Origin of the sequence: Shewanella glacialimarina (assembly GCF_020511155.1) — a bacterium.
GTDB classification, from domain to species: domain Bacteria; phylum Pseudomonadota; class Gammaproteobacteria; order Enterobacterales; family Shewanellaceae; genus Shewanella; species Shewanella glacialimarina.
Genome location: NZ_CP041216.1, coordinates 2306631 through 2332169, shown reverse-complemented (window position 1 = coordinate 2332169; position 25539 = coordinate 2306631). Strand labels below are relative to the sequence as shown.

The 25539-nt window shown below is 38.7% G+C and carries 20 protein-coding genes; 9 read left to right on the top strand and 11 right to left on the bottom strand.

Annotation, left to right across the window (positions count from 1 at the left end):
• Positions 1–464: 464 nt before the first annotated feature.
• From FJ709_RS10150 to sodB, 4 genes are all read right to left on the bottom strand, one after another.
• Complete coding sequence (locus FJ709_RS10150; protein WP_226409957.1) at positions 465–2012, bottom strand: SpoVR family protein; 1548 nt, start codon at positions 2010–2012, stop codon at positions 465–467.
• An 8-nt stretch (positions 2013–2020) separates the two neighbouring features.
• Positions 2021–3289 carry a YeaH/YhbH family protein gene (locus FJ709_RS10145; RefSeq protein ID WP_226409956.1) on the bottom strand — a complete coding sequence of 423 codons (1269 nt, stop codon included), beginning with the start codon at positions 3287–3289 and terminating at the stop codon, positions 2021–2023.
• A 68-nt stretch (positions 3290–3357) separates the two neighbouring features.
• Positions 3358–5292 (bottom strand): PrkA family serine protein kinase, encoded by a 1935-nt coding sequence (locus tag FJ709_RS10140; RefSeq protein ID WP_226409955.1) that lies wholly within the window; start codon positions 5290–5292, stop codon positions 3358–3360.
• 296 nt (positions 5293–5588) lie between these two features.
• Entirely contained in the window at positions 5589–6170 is a 582-nt protein-coding gene (gene sodB, locus FJ709_RS10135) for a superoxide dismutase [Fe] (RefSeq protein WP_226409954.1), read from the bottom strand.
• A 244-nt stretch (positions 6171–6414) separates the two neighbouring features.
• Between sodB and grxD the strand changes: the two genes are divergently transcribed.
• On the top strand, positions 6415–6756 hold the full coding sequence (gene grxD, locus FJ709_RS10130) for a Grx4 family monothiol glutaredoxin (protein ID WP_226409953.1): 342 nt from the start codon (positions 6415–6417) through the stop codon (positions 6754–6756).
• A 77-nt stretch (positions 6757–6833) separates the two neighbouring features.
• Here the strand turns inward: grxD and FJ709_RS10125 are convergent, their stop codons facing one another.
• The 7 genes from FJ709_RS10125 to cmoA are packed head-to-tail and all read right to left on the bottom strand — an operon-like array spanning position 6834 to position 14699.
• Positions 6834–7973: a DUF3541 domain-containing protein gene (locus tag FJ709_RS10125; RefSeq protein ID WP_226409952.1), complete on the bottom strand. Its 1140-nt coding sequence runs from the start codon at positions 7971–7973 to the stop codon at positions 6834–6836.
• The gene (locus FJ709_RS10120) at positions 7951–9744 is read right to left on the bottom strand and encodes a hypothetical protein (RefSeq protein ID WP_226409951.1); all 1794 of its coding nucleotides are present in this window, start codon (positions 9742–9744) and stop codon (positions 7951–7953) included. The genes FJ709_RS10125 and FJ709_RS10120 overlap by 23 nt, the downstream gene beginning before the upstream one ends.
• Positions 9707–10663 (bottom strand): alpha-L-glutamate ligase-like protein, encoded by a 957-nt coding sequence (locus FJ709_RS10115; RefSeq protein ID WP_226409950.1) that lies wholly within the window; start codon positions 10661–10663, stop codon positions 9707–9709. The genes FJ709_RS10120 and FJ709_RS10115 overlap by 38 nt, the downstream gene beginning before the upstream one ends.
• Positions 10663–12168, bottom strand: coding sequence for an inactive transglutaminase family protein (locus FJ709_RS10110; protein ID WP_226409949.1), 1506 nt, complete (start codon positions 12166–12168; stop codon positions 10663–10665). Before FJ709_RS10110 ends, FJ709_RS10115 begins: the two co-directional genes overlap by 1 nt.
• 8 nt (positions 12169–12176) lie before the next feature.
• Positions 12177–12953, bottom strand: coding sequence for an ATP-dependent zinc protease family protein (locus FJ709_RS10105; protein ID WP_226409948.1), 777 nt, complete (start codon positions 12951–12953; stop codon positions 12177–12179).
• A 25-nt stretch (positions 12954–12978) separates the two neighbouring features.
• Entirely contained in the window at positions 12979–13971 is a 993-nt protein-coding gene (gene cmoB, locus FJ709_RS10100; protein WP_226409947.1) for a tRNA 5-methoxyuridine(34)/uridine 5-oxyacetic acid(34) synthase CmoB, read from the bottom strand.
• Entirely contained in the window at positions 13968–14699 is a 732-nt protein-coding gene (gene cmoA / locus FJ709_RS10095; RefSeq protein WP_226409946.1) for a carboxy-S-adenosyl-L-methionine synthase CmoA, read from the bottom strand. Before cmoA ends, cmoB begins: the two co-directional genes overlap by 4 nt.
• A 304-nt stretch (positions 14700–15003) precedes the next feature.
• On the opposite strand from cmoA, the gene FJ709_RS10090 reads away from it, so the two are divergent.
• The 8 genes from FJ709_RS10090 to FJ709_RS10055 all read left to right on the top strand — a co-directional run bounded on the left by FJ709_RS10090 (position 15004) and on the right by FJ709_RS10055 (position 25528).
• Positions 15004–17826 (top strand): transporter substrate-binding domain-containing protein, encoded by a 2823-nt coding sequence (locus tag FJ709_RS10090; protein ID WP_226409945.1) that lies wholly within the window; start codon positions 15004–15006, stop codon positions 17824–17826.
• Positions 17827–18225: 399 nt separating this feature from the next.
• On the top strand, positions 18226–20004 hold the full coding sequence (gene aspS, locus FJ709_RS10085; RefSeq protein WP_226409944.1) for an aspartate--tRNA ligase: 1779 nt from the start codon (positions 18226–18228) through the stop codon (positions 20002–20004).
• Positions 20005–20161: 157 nt separating this feature from the next.
• Complete coding sequence (locus FJ709_RS10080; protein ID WP_226409943.1) at positions 20162–20908, top strand: YebC/PmpR family DNA-binding transcriptional regulator; 747 nt, start codon at positions 20162–20164, stop codon at positions 20906–20908.
• A gap of 8 nt (positions 20909–20916) precedes the next feature.
• Positions 20917–21438: a crossover junction endodeoxyribonuclease RuvC gene (gene ruvC / locus FJ709_RS10075; protein ID WP_226409942.1), complete on the top strand. Its 522-nt coding sequence runs from the start codon at positions 20917–20919 to the stop codon at positions 21436–21438.
• Positions 21435–22052 carry a Holliday junction branch migration protein RuvA gene (gene ruvA, locus FJ709_RS10070; RefSeq protein ID WP_226409941.1) on the top strand — a complete coding sequence of 206 codons (618 nt, stop codon included), beginning with the start codon at positions 21435–21437 and terminating at the stop codon, positions 22050–22052. The genes ruvC and ruvA overlap by 4 nt, the downstream gene beginning before the upstream one ends.
• Positions 22053–22072: 20 nt before the next feature.
• On the top strand, positions 22073–23077 hold the full coding sequence (gene ruvB / locus FJ709_RS10065) for a Holliday junction branch migration DNA helicase RuvB (protein WP_226409940.1): 1005 nt from the start codon (positions 22073–22075) through the stop codon (positions 23075–23077).
• An 863-nt stretch (positions 23078–23940) separates the two neighbouring features.
• Entirely contained in the window at positions 23941–25107 is a 1167-nt protein-coding gene (locus FJ709_RS10060; protein ID WP_226409939.1) for a methyl-accepting chemotaxis protein, read from the top strand.
• 58 nt (positions 25108–25165) lie between these two features.
• A complete protein-coding gene (locus FJ709_RS10055; RefSeq protein WP_226409938.1) occupies positions 25166–25528 on the top strand; it encodes a response regulator in 363 nt (120 codons plus the stop codon).
• Positions 25529–25539: the final 11 nt, after the last annotated feature.

The window sequence follows — 25539 nt, the reverse complement described above, 5'->3', positions numbered from 1 at the left end:
GAATAAGACTACGCCAATAAATGCTGCCGTCACGCTGACTTTTGTAACAATTAATAATAAGTTTATGAACGTTGAAAGCATTAATTGTGCCAAAATAATAAATAGTTTACTTACAAAGGCTTAGCGTAAATTTTGTTTGCGGGTGACTTCGTTGAATTTATAGAGCTAGTTATAATGTTAAATAATTGGTGAGAATAACTAATATTTGTTAAGTTTGACTTAATGTACTAATAATGATCGGTGTGAGGTTCAATATTATAAATCAGCTAGTGACTATAATAGCGACTTTATCAATAAATATATTAATAACAGTATTAGTTTATTGATTGCACGAAAGTAGCTGGCCAGCAACTTTGATTAACAAGTTACTGGCCATTGATGAGAAGAGGTTGCTGATGTTTATCGATGTAATTGAGACTGATACATTGGATCTGTTTACAAGGCTAGACTATTTGTTAAGAATTCTATTGGGAGAATATAGTGCTCTTTTGATCTCCAGTATCAGTTTTAGAATCCGGACAGCTTGATAAAACCGACACTTTATTAGCATGATCGACTTGTTCAATACTGACTTTAAACTTCCATAATCGGTGTAAATGCTTCAATACTTCGGCATGGTTATTGGCTAAAGGTATGTCATTGTGCGGTGTGTAACGTAAAGTTAGAGAACGGTCACCATTAATGTCGACATGTTGTACTTGAATGTTAGGCTCAATATTCGCTAAGTTATATTGTTGCGACAGCATTTGACGAATTTCTTGATAACCCTGTTCATTATGTATTGCTGACACATTTAACTCTGTACGTTTTTCATCATCTAATATGCCAAACAATTTAAAATCGCGGATAACTTTAGGCGACAAATACTGGCTGATAAAACTTTCATCTTTAAAGTTTTTCATTGCAAAGTGCAGGGTAGTTAACCAATCGCTGCCAGCAATATCTGGAAACCAGAGTTTATCCTCATCGGTAGGGTTTTCACAAATACGCCTAATATCAACAAACATACTAAAACCTAAAGCATAGGGGTTTATGCCGTTGTAGTAAGGGCTGTTGTAGGCAGGTTGAGCTACTACTGCTGTGTGGCTGCGCAAAAACTCCAGCATAAATCTGTCGGTGACTTTTCCTGTATCATATAAGCGATTTAAAATAGTGTAGTGCCAAAAAGTAGCCCAACCTTCATTCATTACCTGGGTTTGTTTTTGCGGATAAAAATATTGTGCCATTTTTCTCACAATGCGCACTATCTCACGTTGCCAGGGTTCTAGAAGTGGTGCATTTTTCTCAATAAAATACAAAAGGTTCTCTTGAGGTTCTGACGGAAATTGTTTACTTTTTTTAGTGGTTTGCTCTTGGTTGCTGGTGGGCACTGTGCGCCACAGGTCGTTGACTTGACTTTGTAAATAAGCCTCACGTTCTTCCTGTCTAGCCTGTTCCTCACTAAAAGATATTTCAGAAGGACGTTTGTAACGATCTACACCGTAATTCATTAAGGCGTGGCATGAATCAATGGTTAGTTCTACTTGCTCAACGCCATGCTTTAGCTCGCATTGATGAATATAGTTTTTAGCAAAAACCAAATAATCAATAATTGAACTCGCGTCTGTCCAGGTTTTAAATAAATAGTTATTTTTAAAAAAGCTATTGTGCCCAAAATTGGCGTGAGCCATCACTAACGCTTGCATAGTAATGGTATTTTCTTCCATTAAATAAGCGATACACGGATCAGAATTAATTACTATTTCATAGGCCAGTCCCATCTGTCCGCGGCGGTAACCCTGTTCTGTTTCAATAAAACGTTTTCCAAATGACCAATGGGTATATCCGATAGGCATTCCAATTCCTGCATAGGCGTCCATCATTTGTTCTGCGGTAATAATTTCAATTTGATTGGGGTAAGCATCAATTTTAAAAAATTTAGCCGCCACTTCAATTTCATGAAGGTATGCCTGTAACAAGTCAAAAGTCCACTCTGGACCATCGCTTAAAGGCGAACGGGAAGATGTATCCATAGTGCCTCCTATACAGCTTGTTTTTTAAAGAGTTCTCTAAATACCGGGTAAATATCATCAACTTGCTTAATATTTTGTACCGCTATATTATCGAAGCTTTGTTGCAATTGTTGATATTCCTGCCATAAACTCTGGTGAGGTCTATGGGTTATTTCAATGTAACTAAAGTACCTCACTAAAGGTAAAATATGCTGACTAAGCAAGTTTTTACACACGGGTGAATCGTCTGACCAATTGTCACCATCAGATGCTTGCGCGGCATAAATATTCCATTCACTGGCGGGGTAACGTGCTTGTTGGATTTCATGCATTAATTTTAAAGCACTCGACACTATTGTGCCGCCGGTTTCCTGGGAGTAAAAAAACTCCTGCTCATCGACTTCTTTAGCTTGGGTATGGTGGCGTATGTAAACCACCTCGAGGTTTTTATACGTACGAGTTAAAAAAAGATACAGCAAGATATAAAAACGCTTGGCCATATCTTTGGTTGCCTGATCCATTGAACCAGAGACATCCATTAAGCAAAACATCACCGCTTGGCTTGAGGGTTTTTCTCGCTTTGCGTAATTGTTGAAGCGTAAATCAAAGGTGTCGATAAAAGGCACTTTAGCAATTTGTTTTTGTAATATGTCAATTTGAGCTTTTAAGTCCAAAATAAGCTCGGCTTTGGCTCCGGGGGTGTTTTCAAGTTCAGCAAGCTGTTGCACAAGTAGGTTAAGTCGCTTTTTCTTACTGCCGCTCATGGCTATTCTTCTGGCTAAAGATGAGCGTAATGAACGAATAATATTGATATTTGCAGGTACCCCATCATTGGTAAATCCTGCACGATACGTTTGATACTCAACCAATTTATTTAAGCGGTTTTTCTGTAAGTTGGGTAATTCTAAATCTTCAAATAACAGTTCAAGATACTCATCTTTTGATATTTGAAAGACAAAATCTTCCTGACCTTCACCAGAATCAGAAGCATCACCGTCACCAGAGCCGCCTGCTTGTCCACCTTGAGGGCGGGCTATTTTATCGCCGCGATTAAATTGGTCGTTGCCTGGGTGAATTCTTTCACGGCTACCACCTTGTCCTTGTCTAAACGATGGTTCACTAATATCCCGAGTTGGAATACTAATCTGTTCTCCTTTATCAATATCAGTCACACTGCGTCTAGTCACTGCATCACTGACGGCTTTTTTTATTTGGGTTTTATATCGTTCAATAAATCGTTGACGATTAACCGTGCTTTTTCCTTTAGCATTTAATCGTCTATCTATAAAGTTAGCCATACGCACCTCCCAAGCCTAAATGCAGGCTTTACATCCCAGTACTGTTCAGTAAAGCCTATGTTGTTGGGTTATGATGATTTACGTACGCGTAAATACCATTCCGACAGCAATCTGACCTGTTTCTTGGTATAGCCTTTCTCCATCATGCGATTAACAAAATCATCATGTTTGCGTTGATCATCGTTCGATGTCTTGGCATTAAATGAAATCACTGGTAGTAAGTCTTCGGTATTGGAGAACATTTTCTTTTCAATCACGGTTCGCAGTTTTTCGTAACTGGTCCACAAAGGATTATTGCCTTCATTATTAGCGCGGGCGCGTAATACAAAGTTAACAATTTCATTCCTGAAGTCTTTAGGGTTACTAATTCCGGCTGGCTTCTCTATTTTTTCCAACTCAGCATTGAGTGATGCTCGGTCAAATTGTTGTCCTGTTTCAGGATCTCGATACTCTTGATCCTGGATCCAAAAGTCAGCATAGGTTACATAACGATCAAATATGTTTTGACCATATTCGGAATAGGACTCTAGATAAGCGGTTTGAATTTCCTTGCCAATAAACTCAACGTATTTAGGGATTAAATAGCCTTTTAAAAACTCAAGGTAACGTTCACTTACCTCACTGGGGAATTGCTCTTGTTCGATTTGCTTCTCAAGCACATAAAATAAATGCACCGGATTTGCGGCGATTTCGGTATGGTCAAAGTTAAACACTTTAGACAAAATTTTAAACGCGAAACGAGTAGATAGACCGTTCATCCCTTCATCTACACCTGCATAGTCACGATATTCTTGATACGACTTTGCCTTAGGGTCTGTGTCTTTTAAGCTTTCACCGTTATAAACACGCATTTTTGAGTAAACAGAGGAGTTATCAGGCGTTTTAATCCGAGATAACACACTAAATTGGGCCAATGTTTCCAGTGTGCCAGGGGCGCAAGGAGACTGAGATAGCTCAGAATTGAACAACAGTTTTTGGTAAATTTCCATTTCTTCTGAAATACGTAAACAGTAGGGCACTTTGACGATATAAACCCTGTCTAAAAAGGCCTCGTTGTTTTTATTATTCCTAAACGTTGTCCATTCTGATTCATTACTGTGTGCCAGAATAATACCTGTGTAGGGCAAAGCCGATAATCCTTCCGTACCGTTATAGTTACCTTCCTGTGTGGCGGTCAGTAATGGGTGTAACACTTTTATCGGCGCTTTGAACATTTCGACAAATTCCATCATGCCTTGATTTGCTCGGCATAATGCGCCTGAATAGGCGTAAGCATCAGCATCGTCCTGTGAAAAGTGCTCTAATTGGCGAATGTCTACCTTACCGACGAGTGCCGAAATATCTTGGTTGTTTTCATCGCCAGGTTCGGTTTTTGCTATTCCGATTTGATCTAGAATTGATGGGTAGACTTTAACGACTCTAAATTTGCTAATATCGCCGCCAAATTCATGTAACCGTTTAACCGCCCAAGGGGACATGATGGTTTTAAGATAGCGATGCGGTATTGCATATTCCTGTTGTAAAATGCTGCCATCCTCATCCAAATCGAACAAACAGAATGGATGATCGTTAACTGGGCTACGAACGCCATTTGCGCTTAAAATATAGATAGGCATATGTTGAATAAGGGATTTAAGCTTTTCTGCCAGTGATGATTTACCACCACCTACAGGGCCTAATAAATATAAAATCTGCTTCGATTCTTCTAAGCCCTGAGCAGAATGCTTAAGGTAAGACACAATTTGTTCAATCGCTTCTTCCATGCCATAAAAATCTTTAAAAGCAGGGTAGCGAGAGATTAGACGATTGGAAAATATACGACTTAAGACAGAGTTTTTCGATGTGTCTATGACTTCAGGTGCACCAATGGCCATTAACAACCGCTCTGCAGCTGAAACGTAGGCACCTTTATCCTGTTTACAGATATCGAGGAATTGCTCTAAGGTATATTCATCATCGAGTTTTTTCTCGTAACGTTTTTGGTAATGTTCGAAAATGCCCATAATAAGCCCCTTAGACGTCTATGCCGGGATGGCAACAATGGCGAGGAATTAAGCAATATTGGCGTTATTGCCAATCAATCTTTTTGGCCTCTACTATATAAGCTTAGAATAGAAAGTGTGACATTGCGCAACAGATTTATAAATTATTGTTTATAAAACAAGGGGGAACGTAGCAATTGCAATAGTTGCATTTATAGTTAGTAATAGTTTTTTACAGTTCTTAATAAGTAAATAAGCAAAATTACACATATAAAAAAAGAGCCCTAGGGCTCTTTTTAAGATAACGAGGATTGTGATTAAGCGAAGTTGCTGTTCACAAATTCCCAGTTAACTAATTGCCAGAAGTGATTTAAATATTCTGGACGTGCATTACGGTAATCAACGTAATAAGCATGTTCCCAAACATCTACAGTCATTAAAATCGTCACTGATTCATCAGTCAGTGGTGTAGCGGCATTGCTAGTGTTAACGATTGCTAATGAACCATCAGCTTTCTTTACTAACCAAGTCCAAGCGCTACCAAAGTTGTTTACTGCAGAATCAGTAAATTTAGTTTTGAATTCTTCGAAAGAACCGAAAGAAGCATCGATAGCTGCTGCAATAGCACCAGTTGCTTCGCCGCCAGCATTTGGTGCTAGGCAGTTCCAGTAAAAGGTATGGTTCCAAACTTGAGCTGCATTATTGAACATGCCACCAGTAGAAGTTTTAACGACTTCTTCTAAGCTTTTTCCTGCAAATTCAGTGCCTTCAACTAAACCATTTAATTTTACAACATAAGTGTTGTGATGCTTACCATAGTGGTATTCAATCGTTTCTTGAGAAATATGCGGTTCAAGTGCGTTCTTTGCATAAGGTAATGCTGGTAATTCGAAAGCCATTAGTCTCTCTCCATGGAGTTAGGTTATCGTTTTCATACCTAAATTAAATACTAAATAGGTACACTGCTCTGCAGCTATTGTACTGATTATTTTTGTGATGTGAATCATTGTTTCTGGAAAAATCTCAATTATGGCCATTCATAAGATGAATTAATCTATACCCTTACAAACTGTGGCATTTTGTTATGGCTTAAGGTGTCGTACAATACGACAATTAATACTTTATCTACCATTAGGAATGAAAATGGAAACTGTAGAAAAAATTAAGCAGCAACTGAGTGAAAACCCAATCATTGTTTATATGAAAGGCTCTCCAAAATTACCTAGTTGTGGTTTTTCTTCTCAAGTTGCACAAGTGATGATTAACTGTGGTGAGCAGTTTGCGTTTGTAGATATTTTACAGCACCCGGACATCCGTGCTGAATTACCTAAGTTTGCAAACTGGCCTACCTTTCCACAATTATGGGTCGAAGGTGAGTTGATTGGCGGCTGTGATATTATTACTGAAATGTTCCAAAAAGGTGAGTTGCAACCGATTATCAAAGCCACAGCAGATAAATTTCGTACTGAAGATGCTTCAGAATAAACTGTTTGTTGTTTAGTTTAAGAAAAACCCAATGCATGCATTGGGTTTTTTGTATTAAAGACTGGGCAACGATATTACTAATGTGATTGCTGCTTGCTATCGAGTGTATTTTGAACTGATTTTATATTCACTAAACGAGGAAGGTTCTTCTTCGTACTAGCGATATTGCTCAGATATGGGCCTGGATGAAGCGTTTCTGGCCAATTTAGTAGCATCATGGCAAGTACGTTTCTGTGTTCGCCTGAGGACAAGTCCGATCTCCCCTTAGGTGATGGTATCATTTGAGTTTCTGGATTATATGCCGCAATGATGTGCTTTTTAATTTGTTGAGTGACGCTGTGATTTTTATGCCCCGTTATTAGGAAACTAATCCCCACTTCTGTAATGATATCCGCTGTAGTGTCGGCGATAATTTTATCTAGGTTTTTTTCAAAATAATCTAAAATCCATTGAAACTCTTTTGGATCGACTTCATTTTGATAATATCCGCTGGCAGCAAAAATAAAATGGGTCATGCCATAAATCTTATTTTTGTACTGTGCCTTTGAAAGTGTCGCATCTTTACTATCAGGATAAGTGTTAATAAACGCCGTTTTATAGACTTGGTAATAATCCCCCACACCGACTTGCTTAGCCCAATATACATAGTTAATAAGTTGTGCAGCCCATGACTCAATCATTTTCTTATCGGTAAAGGAAGGAGCAAAATCATGCGACTTTAAGGTGCTCAATAGCAAATCATGACAAGGACCCGTAAAACCAAACTCATCGATACGACTTGAAAAACGCAATAAGTCAGTAAATAACATAAATTTTGGATAAGGAGCAATAGCTTCTTTACGTGCTAAACCTCTTGCTTTGTCACCTAACAGACTTGCCGCTAATGCTGACTCATCATCAATGAAGTTTGGTTTATTGAGATTACAGGCAAAATAAGCTTGTGATTCAGCTATGGTAAGCAAGTCAATTAGTGACCCATTAGCGTACTTTGTATCGCCTGTCATGCGAAATTGACGAATAGCGTAATGGCCTTGAACCCTTGGTGGTAAAGTATAAAGGTTAGTTTCAAAATTAGTTTTGATTTGTCTGTAAATTTGTTCACCCGTTAAATTGTGCATCGGATTAACGAATGATTCTTTGGCAAATAAACTGCTACTGAATAAGACAGCGGATAATGCAACTAACGAGAGTGTCTTACTCTTGCTCAGTGCCAACATAATTGATTCTCCATAATAGGTGTTCAAAATCCATTGGTTGTTTAAAAACGGCAGATAATTGCTCATAAAGACTTTGGTGATGTTCATTTACAACAATTAAATCAAACATTTCCGTGGCTTGGCTACTGGAATGTGTTTCATTGTAAATTAACTGCGCCAGTGTTTGATGCCACAGCAGAAGATAATAATTAATCCCTTGATTAGCAATAGCAAGATAACTAAATATTGAATCAGAAGCGGTTAAATAAGGCACACCAAAACTGTCTTCAAAGAATTGGGACAATATTCGATTCAAAATGGGCTGGTGTAACGTAAATATAGATAGATCTTGTTGTTGGTAAAAGAGTAGCGCAACTTTTGAGCGAAAGACCTGTTGTTGTTTCTTAAAAGAGTTAATGAGTTTGACTCTAGGGTGTTGTTCATGATCTAGTTTTAAATTTGATGTTAACCATGTTGCTAACCAATAGGTACCTAACTGCTGATTAAGTGGCGAAATATTCTGCAGATTAACATAGTAAAATGGACTTCCTTTTGCTAACTGATTCACTATATCGCTTAGGGCAAATACTAGGTCGTCATACTGTTTTACCTTAGTTAATTCAAAAGGCAGATTTAAAGCATATTGTCCTAATTGTTGCCCTACAACAGACTGCTTTATCGTGAAATAGTTAACGTATACTGGCTGGGCTGCTTCGCCAGTATTAATATCCAAGAAAATTTCACCTAGTAATCTTTTTTTATGCCAAACGCGATAAATATCGGTGGTATTTGCACTTGTTGGAAGTCGTTCAAAATCTAAACTAAATAGGGATAGCTGCTCAAATACCGTGTCAATGAAATGCGCAGTAGTTTGAATCTCGGTTTCAATTTTGGGCTGTTTTTTTAATGCTTGTGGTAAATCCCAAGGCGTAATTTGGATATTTTCTGTTTGGCTGTTTAAAAATAGAGATAATTGTTCAACAGTTAACCCACTGTTTTTTAATTGGAAGTCAGCAGTGTTTGTAAATTTATTATCTATTGCCTGCTTTGTTTTAATTTTATGAATAGCAAGTAAATTTGATTGGTTAATCTCTTTCGCTCGCCCTTGATAAGCTAACCACGCTTGTTGTCGACAAGATGATTTCGGCTGCAAAACAAGATAACGAGCAACATTCTGCGCAGTAGTAGAAATATTATCAATTGATTTCTTTGTTGATTCAGAGGAAGTATCTAGTGCACATTCTGCGTTTGCCTCGAATAAATACTGCTGTCTTAGCTGGTGTTCTATGCTTGTTTGTAAGCCATGAAGCATAGATTTAACGTCCATATTGAGCTGGGTATTTTTTAATTGTTGAATACTGGTTAGATACCAATAATAAGGCTGCTGAGGTGGAGATAATTTGAATCTGGTTTTATCGGCTTGCAATAATTGAGGATCAATTTGATTAAGTATCCATGAGAGTTCATCAGCTAAATGAACTTGGCACATCAGCAGATTCTGCTGATATTCTGTTTGTTGGGTTAAGCGGCGATAGTAATTATTGCGATCATTTAAATTATTGAGCGACAGAAGCGACGACTCAAATTCAACTAATTCATTTAATGATACTGATTGTGTTATGGGGGTATAAGGTGTTGTGCTTGATGATTTCCAGGCATTAGGGATTGCAACCTGACTTTCGGCATCAAATTGTAAACACTGATCTACAAACAGGCTTAAAGGATTGGCCACGGCGAATGCCGTGGCCAATAAATTAAAACTTAGGCTGATCGCAAAAATGCTTTTTCGCATATTCTACACGTTGGTCAACTGACATTGTCGCGCCTTTTAAAGACTCTACGTGTTTAAGGCGGGGGAGAATGCCTTTACCATTTGCTATTTGAATGGTTAAACCTGGACGAGCATTAAGCTCTAAGAGCAAGGGGCCACGATTTTTATCTAATACCATGTCGGTCCCAAGATAGCCCATTTCACACATTTCATAGGCTCTAGAAGCTGTATGCAGTAGCGTTTCCCAATGCGGCACTTGAATGTCGGATAAAGGGAAGTGAGTATCAGGATGTTTATCTACTGGAACGTCAAATTGAACCGCGTGTAAACTTTTGCCTGTGGCAATATCTAACCCAATACCAACAGCGCCTTGATGCAAGTTAGCTTTACCGTCAGAGGCTGCAGTTGAACAACGCAGCATGCCCATGACTGGGAACCCTTTGAACACGATTAATCGTATATCAGGCACACCTTCGTAACTGACACCGTTGAATACGGGATCAAATACAATTAAGCCTTCCACAATGGCAACATCGGGTCTGCCCCCCAGTGAAAATAAACCGCTTAATGTATTCGATACATGACGATATATTTCGTTAGGGGTTACTTCATCGCCATTAGCCTTGTAATAACGGCCATTATCAACTCTAGTAATCACCAGGATCCCTTTACCACCAGACCCTTTAGCGGGTTTGATAACAAAACCGCTTCTATCAATTACCATCGCAGGTATCAGTTCAATATCATGTTGTTCTTGAACAACACCAATTAAATCGGGTACGGCAATGCCATTTGCTAATGCTAATTGCTTGGTAATTAACTTATCGTCGACACGTTTATAGTGTTTACGTGGATTGTATTTACCAATATAACCGATATTACGCTTGTTCATGTTTAGCACGCCTGCGCGGCTTAATTCCCAAGGCCAGGCATACTTCATTACTTCTCTCCCACTAAGGGTTTAAAGCGTTTTAACTCGGTCAAACGGTAACCCGTGTATTGTCCCATAACCAGTACTAAACCTAAGATAACCAAATGAATACCTAAGAAGTTAAACACCCAGTGTTGTACTAATTCACTGCTCATAGCGAGGTAAGCTATGGTTGCAACAAACAAACTGCCGCCACCTGAAATAAACACTTTTTTAGGGCCTTCCTCTTCCCATAAAATAGACATGCGCTCGATTGTCCAGGCTAAAATAATCATTGGGAAAAAGGTCACAGTTAACCCTTCACTTAATCCCAGTTTAAATGAGATTAACGTAAACAAGCCGATGATAAAAATCACCACAATAATCACCGCGGATATTCGGGATATCAACAATAAATTGAGCGTGGAGAGGTAGGAGCGGATCATTAATCCGAAAGCCACAATTAATAGAAAACCAATTAAACCCGTTAGCAGGGTGGTTTGAATAAAGGCCATCGCAATTAATACTGGCATAAAAGTACCAGATGTTTTAATACCGACAATCACGCGAAGGAAAACAACCACCATTACACCAATAGGGATCAATAATATACCTTTGAATAAACTTTGCTCTTCAAGTGGAAGTTGATACAAAGAAAAATCTAATGCGTCATCAGTCATCATCATATCAATAGATGTAGCTAATGCGGAGCGCGTATCTTGTAACATTGAAAAGCTAACTTGTGAGCTACGACCGCCCATGACTTCTAAAACAGAGCCACCAGCATATTCCCATAATACAAGATTACCGTCTCTGCCTTGCTTGTTGTTAACAACATCAAATAAGTGCCATAAGCCATCTTGATAAACTTGCACATAAGTCGTTAAGGTTTGACGACGACGTTGATCTTCTAATACTAAGCCACTGACATTTCGTGCTGGAACACCTTTTGTATGTAACATTTGTAAGAATAATTTGGTCGAAGTGTTAGTCGACAGTAATAACGACATATTTTGACTTTGATTTTTATCGTGGATCAAATCCAACAATTGCTTTGCAAAAGATAAATTGGTCGCACTGCGAAGCCAAACTTCTTCTACAATTTGTTCTGCAGCTGCCTTCTCTGTTGCAGGCCAAAGATAGACTTCAGTGTCAGTGGGTTCTTGTTCAGATTTAATTTCTAATTTACCTGTTGGCACCAGTGTGACACGGTAAAACAAAGACTGTGGTCCAGATGCTTCTCTAATCGACCAAATCGCTTTGCGATTTTGCTCTTCAGTAATAGTTAAACCGTAACCTGGTGAGGTTGTGTTTTCGACCAAAATGTCAAATGCGGGATCATTAGGTAATGAGAATTGCACTTCTGCGGGCTGGTTACGGCCGTTAAAGCTCACTTTTGCATCAATTGCCCAACTTTGAACCTGTTCACCGGGTAAAAATGGCACGTTATGCTCAATACCACGATAGATGCTGGCACCAATACCGACAAAAAACAGTAAAAATACAAATATATAAAACGGTTTACGAGAGTGCATTTTGTCGCCTATTTAATAAGTGTGGTCACTTGGTTTTTGTCTTTACCGTGAATGTAGATTTGACCTACATCAACGATGGCAATATCTTTCATAAATTTACGGCCAAGAAGTAGTGGGTAATCTAAATGGCTTCTGTCAGTTAAATTTAGATCAGTTTCAGCTGAATATTGACCAATTTTTAAATGCGCATGAATAACAGGGCGGCGATCATCTTCACTGGTAGCATCTTGTTTTATACGTACAAAGCGTTCAACTTTTGACTCGAAAGTATTTCCTGCTTTATCTGGGCCGTTAGTCATCACATCATATCTCACCCATTCTTCGCCATTTCGTTCAAAAAGGACAATGTTTCGAGCATCTAATGAAGATGACTCAGCTCCGGTATCGATACGGGTAGCGAATGTTGTTTTAACTTCATCCATATAAACACTTTCAGCTTCACCTAATAAGAATTTCTCACCAATGAGCGATTCAGGACATTGTGATGGCACTGCTACAGGTCTAGGTGCTGGTGCAACGACAGGGACGACAGCGAGCTTTTGCGACTGTGCCATTGCTTCGCTAACTTGTGTCTTTAACTTACGTAACTCGATCGATAATCCAGTAATATCGTCAGATTGTTTGCTGCATTGGTCATTAAAAGCGGTAATAATTTGTGCTTGGGATGTTTGCAGCGTGCTGTTTAAATCAGCATTTGAGATTGATGGTGCATGGGAATGCTGGGTTGCTGTGCAACCTGAAACAATCAATACTGCAATAGTTAGTGCAAGTGCCTGCTTAAACATGTCAATTCCTGTTGAATATTATGAGTTAAATTAAATCTAAATTGGGTTGGTTTTTAGTGGCAATAATAATGGCTCTTTTCGGTGCAGGGTAGCCTTCAACCGTTAAGCTCACATCATTTGGGTCAAGATAATCAACAAGCGATTCATTTTTCATCCAGGTTGTGCTGCGTTGTTCTGCTAATGAAGTGATATCGACGTCAACGCATCTGACGTTGGTAAATTCACACTTTTCTAGCCACAGAATTAATGCAGCCACTGAAGGTAAAAACCACACATTATTCATTTTGCCATATCTGTCTTTAGGGACAAGTACCGCGTTTTCATCACCATCTATAACTAACGTTTCGATTACGAGCTCTCCTCCCATTCTCAATTGGTCACGTAACTGCATAATGTGATCAATCGGCGAGCGACGATGGTAAAGTACGCCCATGGAAAATACCGTATCAAAAGCATCTAAAGGTGGAAGTTCTTCAATACCTAATGGTAATAAATAAATTGGGTGTTGGTTACCCGCTAATCTTTTTACTGCCTCAAATTGACATAAGAATAACGGAGAAGGGTCTATTCCCACAACGCATTTTGCGCCTTCACCAAACATACGCCACATATGGTAGCCACTTCCACAGCCAACATCTAATACAGTTCGATTTTTTAAAGGTGATATATGTGGCTTAACTCTATCCCATTTCCAATCACTTCGCCATTCTGTATCAATTTCAATGCCATGGATAGAGAAGGGACCTTTGCGCCACGGTTGAAATACGCCGAGTAAATTAGACAGTTTTTCTGTCTGACCATCAGTAAGCTGTTTGCCACTACCAATGGTAACATTTGAGGTGAACTCAACTAGATCTGGTGTGGGATAATGCAGTTTATTGAGCACTTTTTCCCATTTGGGTAAGTTGCCATGTTTGTGTTCACGCTGCCAATTACCCAGAATAGACGGTAGCGTTTCTAACCAATGTTGCAAATTAGAATCTGCTATTTCTTTATAAAATGCGCTAAAGCTTATCATTTAATCGCCACCATCGATGCAAAATTGAAACATTGAAACCACACATTAAAGTGTTGAAAGCCACATTTTTCAAAGCGATGTTGATGATGGCTGAGTGTATCTGGGCGCATCACATTTTCAAGTGCACTTCTTTTTTGGCTTATTTCTAACTCACTGTAGCCATTTGCACGTTTAAAATCTAAATGATGTTTATCAAGTAATACTTGTATGGTTTCATCATCAAAACGTAACTTTTCAGAGATAACCAGAATACCACCAGGTAGCATACCCTGATATATTTTGTTAATTAACGTGTCACGATCGGCTATTGGCAGAAATTGTAGGGTAAAATTTAACACCACCATAGAAGCATTTTTAAATTCAATGTCCCTAATATCACCGCAAACAAGTTCTACATCCGTATCACTGACATAGGCTAAAAGGTTTTCACTACAACGTTCTATCATCGACTTACTATTATCAACGGCAACAATTTTACATTGACGTTGTTCAATTTGGCGCCGAATACTTAATGTTGCAGCTCCAAGCGAACAGCCAAGGTCGTAAACAGTGGAGTTTTTGGTGACATAAGTACTAGCAAAGTCACCAATAGTATTAATGATTTGACCATATCCAGGAACAGATCGACGTATCATGTCGTTAAACACGCCAGCGACTTTTTGATCAAATACAAAATCAGCAACTTTATTAGTTGCTGAGGCATAAATATTATCTAATTCTGAGTGCATGTGATAACAGGTTTTAAAATTCTAAGCACATTTTAGCTAATCATAGTGATGACCAGCAAGTACTGGTTAAAAATATATTAAATTTTATTATCTTGTGTGTGATGTCTTATTTGACGTTTTATGTAAAAACCTTGCTAAACTGGCCGTTAACAAGGCAATATTTATTAGAATTATGACGCAATCTGAGGTAAATTACGATCTTAGGGATGTTCAATTTTTGTTAACTATTAGTGGAATATAATCAACAAGCATTGCTTTATATCCGTTAATAGTGATTAGTATATCTAGTAGATAGGGATGACACTTGAAATTAATCGTCGGATTACTCTTCTGTTTAGTAATCAGTACTGCCAATATAGTTTTTGCAAGCTCACAAGATACCGCCGTTGCAGAGGGAACATTGAAAATTGTAATGGGAGAGGATTCTTATCCATTTCAATATGTAGACGAAAATCAGCATGCTGCAGGTATCTTAGTTGATCTTTGGCGAGAGTGGGCACTTGTTACAGATACTAAAGTTGAATTCCTTATACAGAATTGGCAACAATCTTTGGACCAGCTCCAGTCGGGTGATGCCGATATACATATCGGCATGGCATCTAATGCTTCTAGACAAACTTTGTTTGATTTCTCCAATCCAATTACATCGTTGCAAACCTATTTATTTATTCATAAAACGATTGGTAAAAAGCATCAGTTATCTGATTTAGTGCCTTATAAAATAGGTATTGTAAATGGTTCATCCCATGAACAATCTCTTCTAGCTGTTAATCCAAACTTTAATTTTCAAAAATATAGTAGCAGAGAAGCATTACTTGTTGGAGCGATGAACGGCGAGGTGCTGGTCTTTGCTGGAATTGAAGGCTATCAACGAGATATGGCATTAGAGCAAAATATTGCTAATGACTATTATAGTTCAGCAAGGATCCCGATAGCGAAGGTAGATCTAGTTGCAGCAGTTAGAAATGGTAAAGCTCAGTTACTGGCTAAAATTAATCAAGGTTTCGAAAAAGTTGATGTTGAACAAATTAAACGAATTGAGCGGCGTTGGTTAGGTTATAACCGACAGAATGCTGGACTACTTATTGCCATGCAAAGCAATGTTGAACCTTTCGTTGATATCGGTAACGACGGATTACCCCACGGGTTATTTGTTGATTTATGGAAGCTCTGGTCAAGTAAAAGCGGCATTAGTATTGATTTTGTTGTTGGCGATATGAACAGCTCTATTGCAGATGTTAAGCGAGGCTTTGCTGATGTTCATATTGGCTATCCTGAAAGCAATGAAATGAACACTGGTCTCAAACAAGCTTGGCATATCACGTCAGTCAAGAGCCGTTTTTTTAGTTTAAAAAAGAATATTGCTGATTTAAATACACTTGATAATATTCGAATTGGTGTGTTTCCTACCGCACCATATATTTCTGAAATCCATGACTTATACCCAAATGCACAATTACGTTTTTATGAATCGACTGAGCTGATGGTTGACGCTGCGCTTAAAGGTGACATTATTGGTTTTATAGCCTCTTCTGCAACTACTTCTCATTATTTATTAGGCAGCAAGCTTTGGGCTGATTTTACTCAATATATTAATATTGAGTTTTCAACTGACATCTATAGCTTGATCCGCACGGAAGACAGTGGTTTAGAGGAGCGAATTCGCGCTGGTTTTGAATTGATTTCTCCCGAAGAACGCCTGCAAATAGAACGAAAATGGCTTATTAATCCTGATGATCGATATTTTTCAGGGCAGAATCAAAGCATTGTGTTATCCAGTCAAGATAAAACATACTTATCGAGTTTAGGCGCGATCAAAATGGGTTACGTTAAAGATTGGCGTCCGATGGAGTTTCAAGGTAAAAATGGCGAGTTTTTAGGGGTTAACTCTGATGTTAAATCCTTATTTGTTAATCATTTGGGTGTATCAGTTATCCCTGTTGCATTCGACACCTTTGATAAAATGATGCAGCAGCTTCGAAGTGGTGAGATACAATTGGTGGCCAGTTTGGCGTCTAACAGCGAGCGTGATAATACGATTTCATTTAGTGATCCTTATTGGCCTTCACCTTGGGCTGTGGCCAGTGATTTAACTCAACCGCCTATTTTTAATATCAATCAATTAGACAATAAAACTATTGCTGTTGTTGAAGGGTATCAGTTAGTTGAACAATTAAATCAACAATATCCTGAGTTGAAGTTGGTATTAGTCCCAGATACACGTGCAGGCCTAAATGCTGTTGTGAGTGGTACTGCTGATATGTTTATTGAAAAAGTAACCTCATTGGCTGATTCACTTAAAAATGGCGATTACCCTAGTTTAAAACTGTCTTTACTTGCGGATTTAGCTGATCAGCAGAGTAGGATAGGTATATTTTCGGGCCTTGAGGAACTAGTGCCCCTTATTAATAGGGTGATTGGTACAATTGACAAGACTGCTCAACAACAACTTTATCAAAAGTGGAACGATGTTAAATTAAATACCGATGATCAATTTTACCAGCGTTGGATGAATTCTCTTATCATTGGGCTCTTGGTCGTAAGTGCGATAACTGTAATGGTTTTAGTGGTTAATCGCCGATTAAAAATAGAGATTAAGCGCCGCGAAGATGCCGAAGATAAATTGGTGTTTTTGGCAAATCATGACAGCGTGACTGGGTTAGCTAATCGTACATTACTCGATAAGCAGATAATTATTGCAATTGAGACCCATCAAAAAACTCACTCAAAGTTTGCAATATTGTTTATTGATTTGGATGGATTCAAAATTGTTAACGATGTTCATGGCCATGCCATCGGTGATATTCTGTTAGCACAAGTTGCTGAGGTATTTAAATCGCTTATTAAAGATACTGACTCTGTTGCTCGTTTCGGTGGAGATGAATTTGTCATTTTGATCAATCAATTAGAGAAAGTTGATGATTCAAAAAAGCTGGCGAGTACCTTGCTTAAAAACTTGTCTCAAATTGATAATATTGAAGGTAAATCAATTCAAATATCTGCCAGTATCGGCATTGCCATGTACCCACATGATGGCGTAACAGCAGAGGAATTAATGAAACATTCTGATATTCTGATGTATCAAGCTAAAAGAGTGGGTGGTCATCAACATCGAATAAGCTATTAAAGGAGAGTCTTCCAGTATGTAGCTAATATTGCAGTTGTTTCTATCAGAACCAGCAATATATTGAGATACAATTTTTTAAAACCGGCATAGAGTGTCGTTTTTTTATTCAGTTGATGACAAATAATCACTTCTACTCTGGTTAATTAACTCATTCTCCTTGATACTGCCTTTTATATTCTGATAACGGCATATAGCCTAGTTATTCTTAACGATGACCGCTACTTTAGCTATTTAATTTTTAAAAGCCAAAGCCGCGTAATATAGGCTCAATTAGGATTAATAAATTATTATTGAGACGAGCATCTTAGGTTTGTTTGGGTATATAATGCCGTTTTTATCATTTTTGATATGCGAACGTTTGCTTTGCTAAAATCGCTTTTATTTAAAGGATAGAGTTCAATGCGTAGCCATTATTGTGGAGACATTAATAAGTCTCATTTAGGTCAAGAAGTTACCTTAGTAGGTTGGGTTAATCGTAGCCGTGATTTAGGCGGTGTGGTTTTCTTAGATTTACGTGATCGTGAAGGGTTAGTTCAAGTTGTTTACGATCCTGACTTAAAAGACGTATTTGATATCGCCAGTACCTTGCGCGGTGAATTTTGTGTCCAAGTAACTGGTTTAGTCCGTGCTCGTCCAGACAGCCAAGTTAATGCGCAAATGAAAACAGGTGAAATTGAAATCTTAGGTAAAGGCTTAACGATTATCAATGCATCTGCGCCATTACCACTTAGCATGGACAATTATCAAAATAATAGTGAAGAACAACGTTTAAAATATCGCTATCTTGATTTACGTCGTCCTGAAATGGCTGAACGGATTATATTCCGCGCTAAAGTGACTAGTTATGTGCGTAACTTTCTCGACACCAATGGCTTTTTAGACATTGAAACGCCTATTTTGACCAAGGCAACCCCTGAGGGCGCTCGGGATTATTTAGTTCCAAGTCGTACTTATAAAGGTCAATTTTTTGCATTACCACAGTCACCACAGCTATTTAAACAGCTATTAATGATGTCAGGTTTTGATCGTTATTATCAAATCGTAAAATGTTTCCGTGATGAAGACTTACGTGCAGATCGTCAACCTGAGTTTACGCAAATTGATATCGAAACATCTTTTATGACATCAGAGCAAGTGATGGAAAAAACTGAGCAAATGATGCGCGGTTTATTTCAAGATTTGTTAAATGTTGACCTAGGTGATTTTCCGAGAATGACGTATGCAGATGCAATGCGCCGTTTTGGGTCTGATAAGCCAGATTTACGCAATCCTCTTGAATTAGTGGATATTGCCGATTTAGTTAAAGAGGTTGAATTTGCGGTTTTTAACGGTCCAGCAAATGACATCGAAGGTCGTGTTGCAGCACTTCGCATTCCAACTGGCGCTTCGTTATCACGTAAACAAATTGATGATTACACCAAATATGCCGGCATTTATGGTGCAAAAGGTTTAGCTTGGATGAAGCTAAATGATGTTGATGCCGGTATGGACGGTATTCAATCTCCAGTGCTTAAATTCTTAAATGAAGACATCGTTAAGCAATTAATTGAACGTACAGGCGGTCAAACGGGTGACATCATTTTATTTGGTGCCGATAAAGCTAATGTAGTTGCTGAGGCACTAGGTGCATTACGCTTAAAAGCGGGTGAAGACTTTAACTTATTACAAGGCCAATGGCGTCCATTATGGGTTGTTGACTTCCCAATGTTTGAAAAGGTTGAAGGCGGCTTGCACGCAGTGCATCATCCATTTACCGCGCCACGCGGTGTGAGCGCAGAGCAATTAAAACTTGATCCTGCTAACACAGTATCTGATGCATACGATATGGTATTAAACGGTTGTGAGTTAGGTGGCGGTTCAGTGCGTATTCATAATGCTGAAATGCAAAGTACCGTGTTTGATCTATTAGGTATCGAGAAAGAAGAAGCTAAGGAAAAATTTGGTTTCTTACTTGAAGCATTACGATATGGTACGCCTCCTCATGCAGGTTTAGCGTTTGGTTTAGATCGAATTATTATGCTAATGACAGGTGCTAGTTCAATTCGTGATGTGATGGCGTTTCCCAAAACAACCACTGCGGCGTGTCCGTTGACTAATGCCCCTGGTTTTGCTAATCCACAGCAATTAATCGAATTAGGTATTCAAGTGATTGAGAAGCCTAAAGCTGACGCAGAGTAATTTACTGTTAAGCTAAGTTTTACCTACATTCCGAGGCTTATGCCTCGGTCTGTGTTTATGGCACCCTATTTTTGTTAAAGTGGCCAACAGGCTTTCACTAAGCAGTAAATGATTATTTAAAAGCGGTAGCGTTACAAAAAAATACAAAGGAGTTTTCATGGCAGGACATAGTAAATGGGCCAACATTAAACACCGTAAAGCGGCACAAGATGCTAAACGCGGAAAGTTATTTACTAAGTTTATTCGAGAATTAACCGTTGCGTCTCGTGAAGGAGGATCAGATCCTGACGCGAATCCACGGCTCAGAGCTGCCATTGATAAAGCCTTATCAAATAATATGACCCGTGACACTGTTGAGCGCGCGGTAAAACGCGGTGCGGGTGAAATCGAAGGCCAGCAACTAGAAACTATCATCTATGAAGGTTATGGTCCTGGTGGCAGTGCCGTTATGGTTGAAACCATGACAGATAATAGAAATCGAACCGTATCAGGTGTTCGCAATGCTTTTAGTAAAAATGGCGGTAATTTAGGTACTGATGGATCTGTGGCATACTTATTTACCAAACTTGGCGTTATATCATATTCAGAAGGTGTAGACGAAGATAGCGTGATGGATGCAGCAATAGAATCTGGTGCTGATGATGTTATTGTCAATGATGATGGCTCTATTGATGTCTATACCTCACCCAATGCTTTTGGCAAAGTCAAAGATGCATTAGATAAAGCCGAATTTACCAGCGACAATGCAGAGGTCACTATGGTGCCTTCGACAAAAGCCGAACTTGACCTTGAAAATGCCGAACAATTTTTAAGATTAATCGATACATTAGAAGATCATGATGATGTACAAGAAGTGTATCATAATGCTGATATAAGTAATGATGTAATGGAACAATTAGGCTAACTCAATTAATGGCAATTATTTTAGGCGTTGACCCTGGATCACGGATCACCGGTTACGGTGTAATAAAGTGTGTGGGTAGACAACAGCAGTATTTAGGCAGTGGTTGTATCCGTACACAATCTGATGAGCTCCCCCTTAGGTTACAGCAGATTTATGCTGGGTTATCTGAAATTATTAGACAATATCAACCCGATGAATTTGCGATTGAACGTGTATTTATGGCGAAAAATGCCGATTCAGCATTAAAACTAGGCCAGGCTCGCGGTGCTGCTATTGTGGCTGCGACATGTGCAGACTTACCGGTTGCAGAATACAGTGCAACACAAATAAAAAGTGCAGTGGTTGGCACAGGCAGAGCTGAAAAAACTCAAGTGCAGCATATGATCACTCAATTATTGAAATTACCCGCAGCGCCGCAAGCTGATGCTGCAGATGCCCTGGCTGTGGCTATATGTCATTATCACACCAGTCAAAGCTTAGTTGCGTTGAGCGGCCGTGCAAATACAAGAACATATGGAAGATACAAATGATTGGTCGTTTGAATGGAATTTTAGTTGAAAAACATGCGCCAGAAATCGTCATCGATGTTAATGGCGTGGGTTATGAGCTTCAAGTACCGCTAACCAGTTTTTATGAGTTACCTGAACTTAATCAACCCGCGATGGTATATACCCATTTTGTGGTTCGCGAAGATGCTCAGCTGTTATATGGTTTTATCACAAAGCAAGAGCGCGCGTTATTTCGTTTGTTAATCAAAACCAATGGCGTAGGCCCTAAATTGGCATTAACCATTTTGTCTGGCATGAATGCGGGAGAGTTTGTTGCCTGTGTTGAGCGGGATGATATTGTCACTTTAGTTAAATTACCCGGTGTCGGTAAGAAAACTGCAGAACGCTTGATTGTTGAAATGCGAGATAAACTAAGATCTTTACTTGAGGCATCAGTAGGGTCAGAGCGCGAATTTGTGCTGCAATCTAATTATTCCCCATCTCCTGCTGCTGAAAGTGCTGAAGAAGATGCTATTTCAGCTTTAATATCATTAGGTTATAAGCCAGCTCAAGCCAGTAAAGCTGTTTCAGCTAATTTCAAGCTTGGTATGACATCAGAAGTACTGATAAAAGCGGCACTCAAGTCGATGCTTTAAGGTAAAAGGACAATAACACTATGATTGAAGCAGATCGATTAATACAGCCTGAAATTCAAATTCACGATGAAGTTGTCGACAGGGCTATGCGTCCTAAAATGCTCGATGAGTATACCGGGCAAGATGATACTCGAGCACAACTAAAGATTTTTATTCAAGCGGCACTTAATCGAAAAGAAGCGCTTGATCATATGTTAATTTTCGGGCCTCCAGGATTAGGTAAAACTACTTTAGCAATGATTGTTGCCAATGAAATGGGCGTTAATATTAAGTCTACTTCAGGGCCAGTTTTAGAGAAAGCGGGTGACTTAGCTGCATTGTTGACTAATTTAGAAGAGGGCGATGTGCTGTTTATTGACGAAATACATCGTCTTAGCCCGGTAGTTGAAGAAATTTTATATCCAGCTTTAGAAGATTATCAATTAGACATTATGATTGGCGAAGGACCTGCTGCGCGTTCGATTAAATTGGATTTGCCGCCCTTTACATTGGTGGGTGCAACCACCAGAGCAGGTGCACTCACATCGCCACTGCGAGCCCGTTTTGGTATTCCGTTGCGTCTTGAGTTTTATAATGTGGCTGATTTAACCACTATTGTTACTCGCTCAGCTAACGTGATGAGTTTATCGATTGCACCAGAAGGTGCGGTTGAAATTGCTCGGCGCTCCCGCGGAACACCTCGAATAGCAAACCGCCTTTTGCGCCGAGTCAGAGATTACGCTGAAGTGAAGCATGATGGTGTAGTCACTAAGGAAGTGGCAGAACAAGCTCTTGACTTGCTTGATGTTGATCTTGAAGGTTTTGATTATTTAGATAGAAAGCTGCTGTTGGCAATTATAGATAAATTTATGGGGGGACCTGTAGGCCTTGATAACCTTGCTGCCGCAATTGGTGAAGATAGAGATACCATTGAAGATGTTTTAGAGCCATTTCTAATTCAACAAGGGTTTATCCAGCGAACTCCCCGGGGTCGTATTGCAACTCAAAGGGCTTATCAGCACTTTAATATAATCAAACCAGAATAGTTGAAATTATCTATGATATAAGAGCACTTAGGTGCTCTTAAATTTATTATATGACGTCTGGAGTTATCAGCACTAATTTTATCTTCAATTAATATTCATTACTTTAATGTCCTTTAATAGCTAATCAAACCATAATTTAATATTAAATAGACACCTAAACCATCTAAACCATCTAAACCATCTAAACCACCTAAATTCCGTAACTATACTATTCGGCGTGCAGAGAAAAAATAAAAACAAAAGAGTAAAGCCCCCCAATTATTAATCTTATTGAAGAAAATGATTTGTTATGCAGGTAGAATATTTCTTTTAAATTCAGCTGCGGCGACTGTTGAAACCTTAACGTAAATATATATTAACGATTAGAAAGCATCAAGGTTGGTAAGTCTAAAGTATTACTTTTGCTGTATCTGATGAGTTATGAAATTTACAACATTAAATTGAGCCTATTTTCGGTTCTCGCCACCTTAAAAATCAAGCATATATAATAAAGTTAATCGAAGAGTGTTCTTGCGTTAAGGCGATTGTGACTGAAGCTACTGATTTTTTTAATAAAATAATCTAAATCACGTGGTTAAATCCTTATCCTTATCTGTATTTTTGTTACCTCTTCATAGCACCCAATTAATGCTATAAAGATAGGACTGTATGACTCAGTTTATGGCTGTTAAGTTTATTTTTGTGATTGATTGCAAATAAAAAAATGTCTGATATATTTAATTACAGACGTTATATAAACGTTAATAAATAATTATTTTATTAACGTTTCTTTGTTAAAAAAGCTGCCAATCTAATCAAATTAGATATTCTGGTCAGCATCAGATTTTTGGCAAAATATAACCCACAGAGTGACAGGGAGTGTTATGCGTACAGAAGTTCATATCTACCCATTAGTGCTTGGGGTTCTTGGTAGCATACTTTTGTTATCATTTTCTCCATTGTCCCTCGTTATCATCACCAGTGCTTTATTTCTTACTGGATTAGGTTTGTTGTTTAGCCTCTGGACTCATCAAGCATTAAGTTCAATTAACATACAACTTGTTGAACTCAAATCTCAAGTTAATACTCAAATCGAAACGAATAAAATAATCAATAACACAGATAAACTCTGCTTAGCAGTGTTCCCTATCTGGAGTCGACAAATAGAAACAACACGCAAACAAACAGAAACAGCAACCACAGAGTTAGCCAACAATTTTAGCTTGTTAGTTGAAAGTTTAAGCCAAGCTTTCCCGTCCCATTCAAGTTCAAACAGTGAACAAGATAACACGATAGAGAAAACGTTTTCTTTCTCAGAAAAAGCGCTTAATAGTGTTATGGCCTCCTTGCAAGCAACACAACATGATAGAGCAGCAATCTTGGATGAAGTTAGAATGTTAACGACTTACACTGATGAGTTAAAAAAGATGGCTACTGAAGTTGATGCTATTGCAGGACAGACAAATTTACTGGCGTTGAATGCCGCGATTGAAGCGGCTAGAGCAGGTGAAGCGGGCAGAGGCTTTGCCGTAGTCGCAGATGAAGTGAGAAAGTTATCGTCATTGTCCAGTGCAACCGGCAGAAATATGACCGAAAAAGTCAATGTCATTAATGGTGCAGTTAATGGCGCATTTGCGGTGGCAGAAAAAGCCACTAAGGATGATGATGGCATCATGGAACGTGCGGAAAAATCCATTAAAGAAGTGCTGGCTAGCTTTACAATTACTGTTGAGGAGTTGGCTGATTCTAAACAGGCCATGCAACAAGAAGGGCAAAAAATACAACAAGAAATATCTGAAATGTTAGTGTCTTTGCAGTTCCAAGATCGAACTAGCCAAATTTTGACACAAGTTTACAACAGTATTGAGGAACTGAGTTTGACAATGGCTCATGCACATGAGAATAAGCAAATCGGCAAAGACTTTACTGACAAAGATCTCAGTCATTGGCTTACTAATATGGAAAAGGGTTATGCCATGCTGGATCAAAGAATGAATCATAACTCAATTAGGCAAAAATTAGATGTCACGGAAGAGATAACCTTCTTTTAATCTTAAAACCCTTAGTGAGTCAACATCGGAAATTATAACAAAAAACAGGGAATTACCAATGGCTAAAACAATTTTGATAGTAGATGATTCTGCAAGTATAAGGCAGGTTGTCAGTATTACCCTTAAAGGGGCTGGCTATAATACTGTGGAAGCTTGCGATGGTGTCGATGCACTAAAAAAACTTGCTGGTGCGCAAATTAACCTAATCATCAGTGACGTTAACATGCCTAACATGGATGGCATTAGCATGGTAAAAGAAGTCAAAAAAATCCCCGCACATAAATTTACTCCCATCATAATGCTTACTACAGAATCTCAAGCAGACAAAAAATCTGAGGGTCAAGCTGCGGGCGCAAGAGCTTGGGTCGTGAAACCGTTTCAGCCACAACAAATGCTCGCTGCTGTAGCTAAGTTAATTTAGTTGTAATTAAG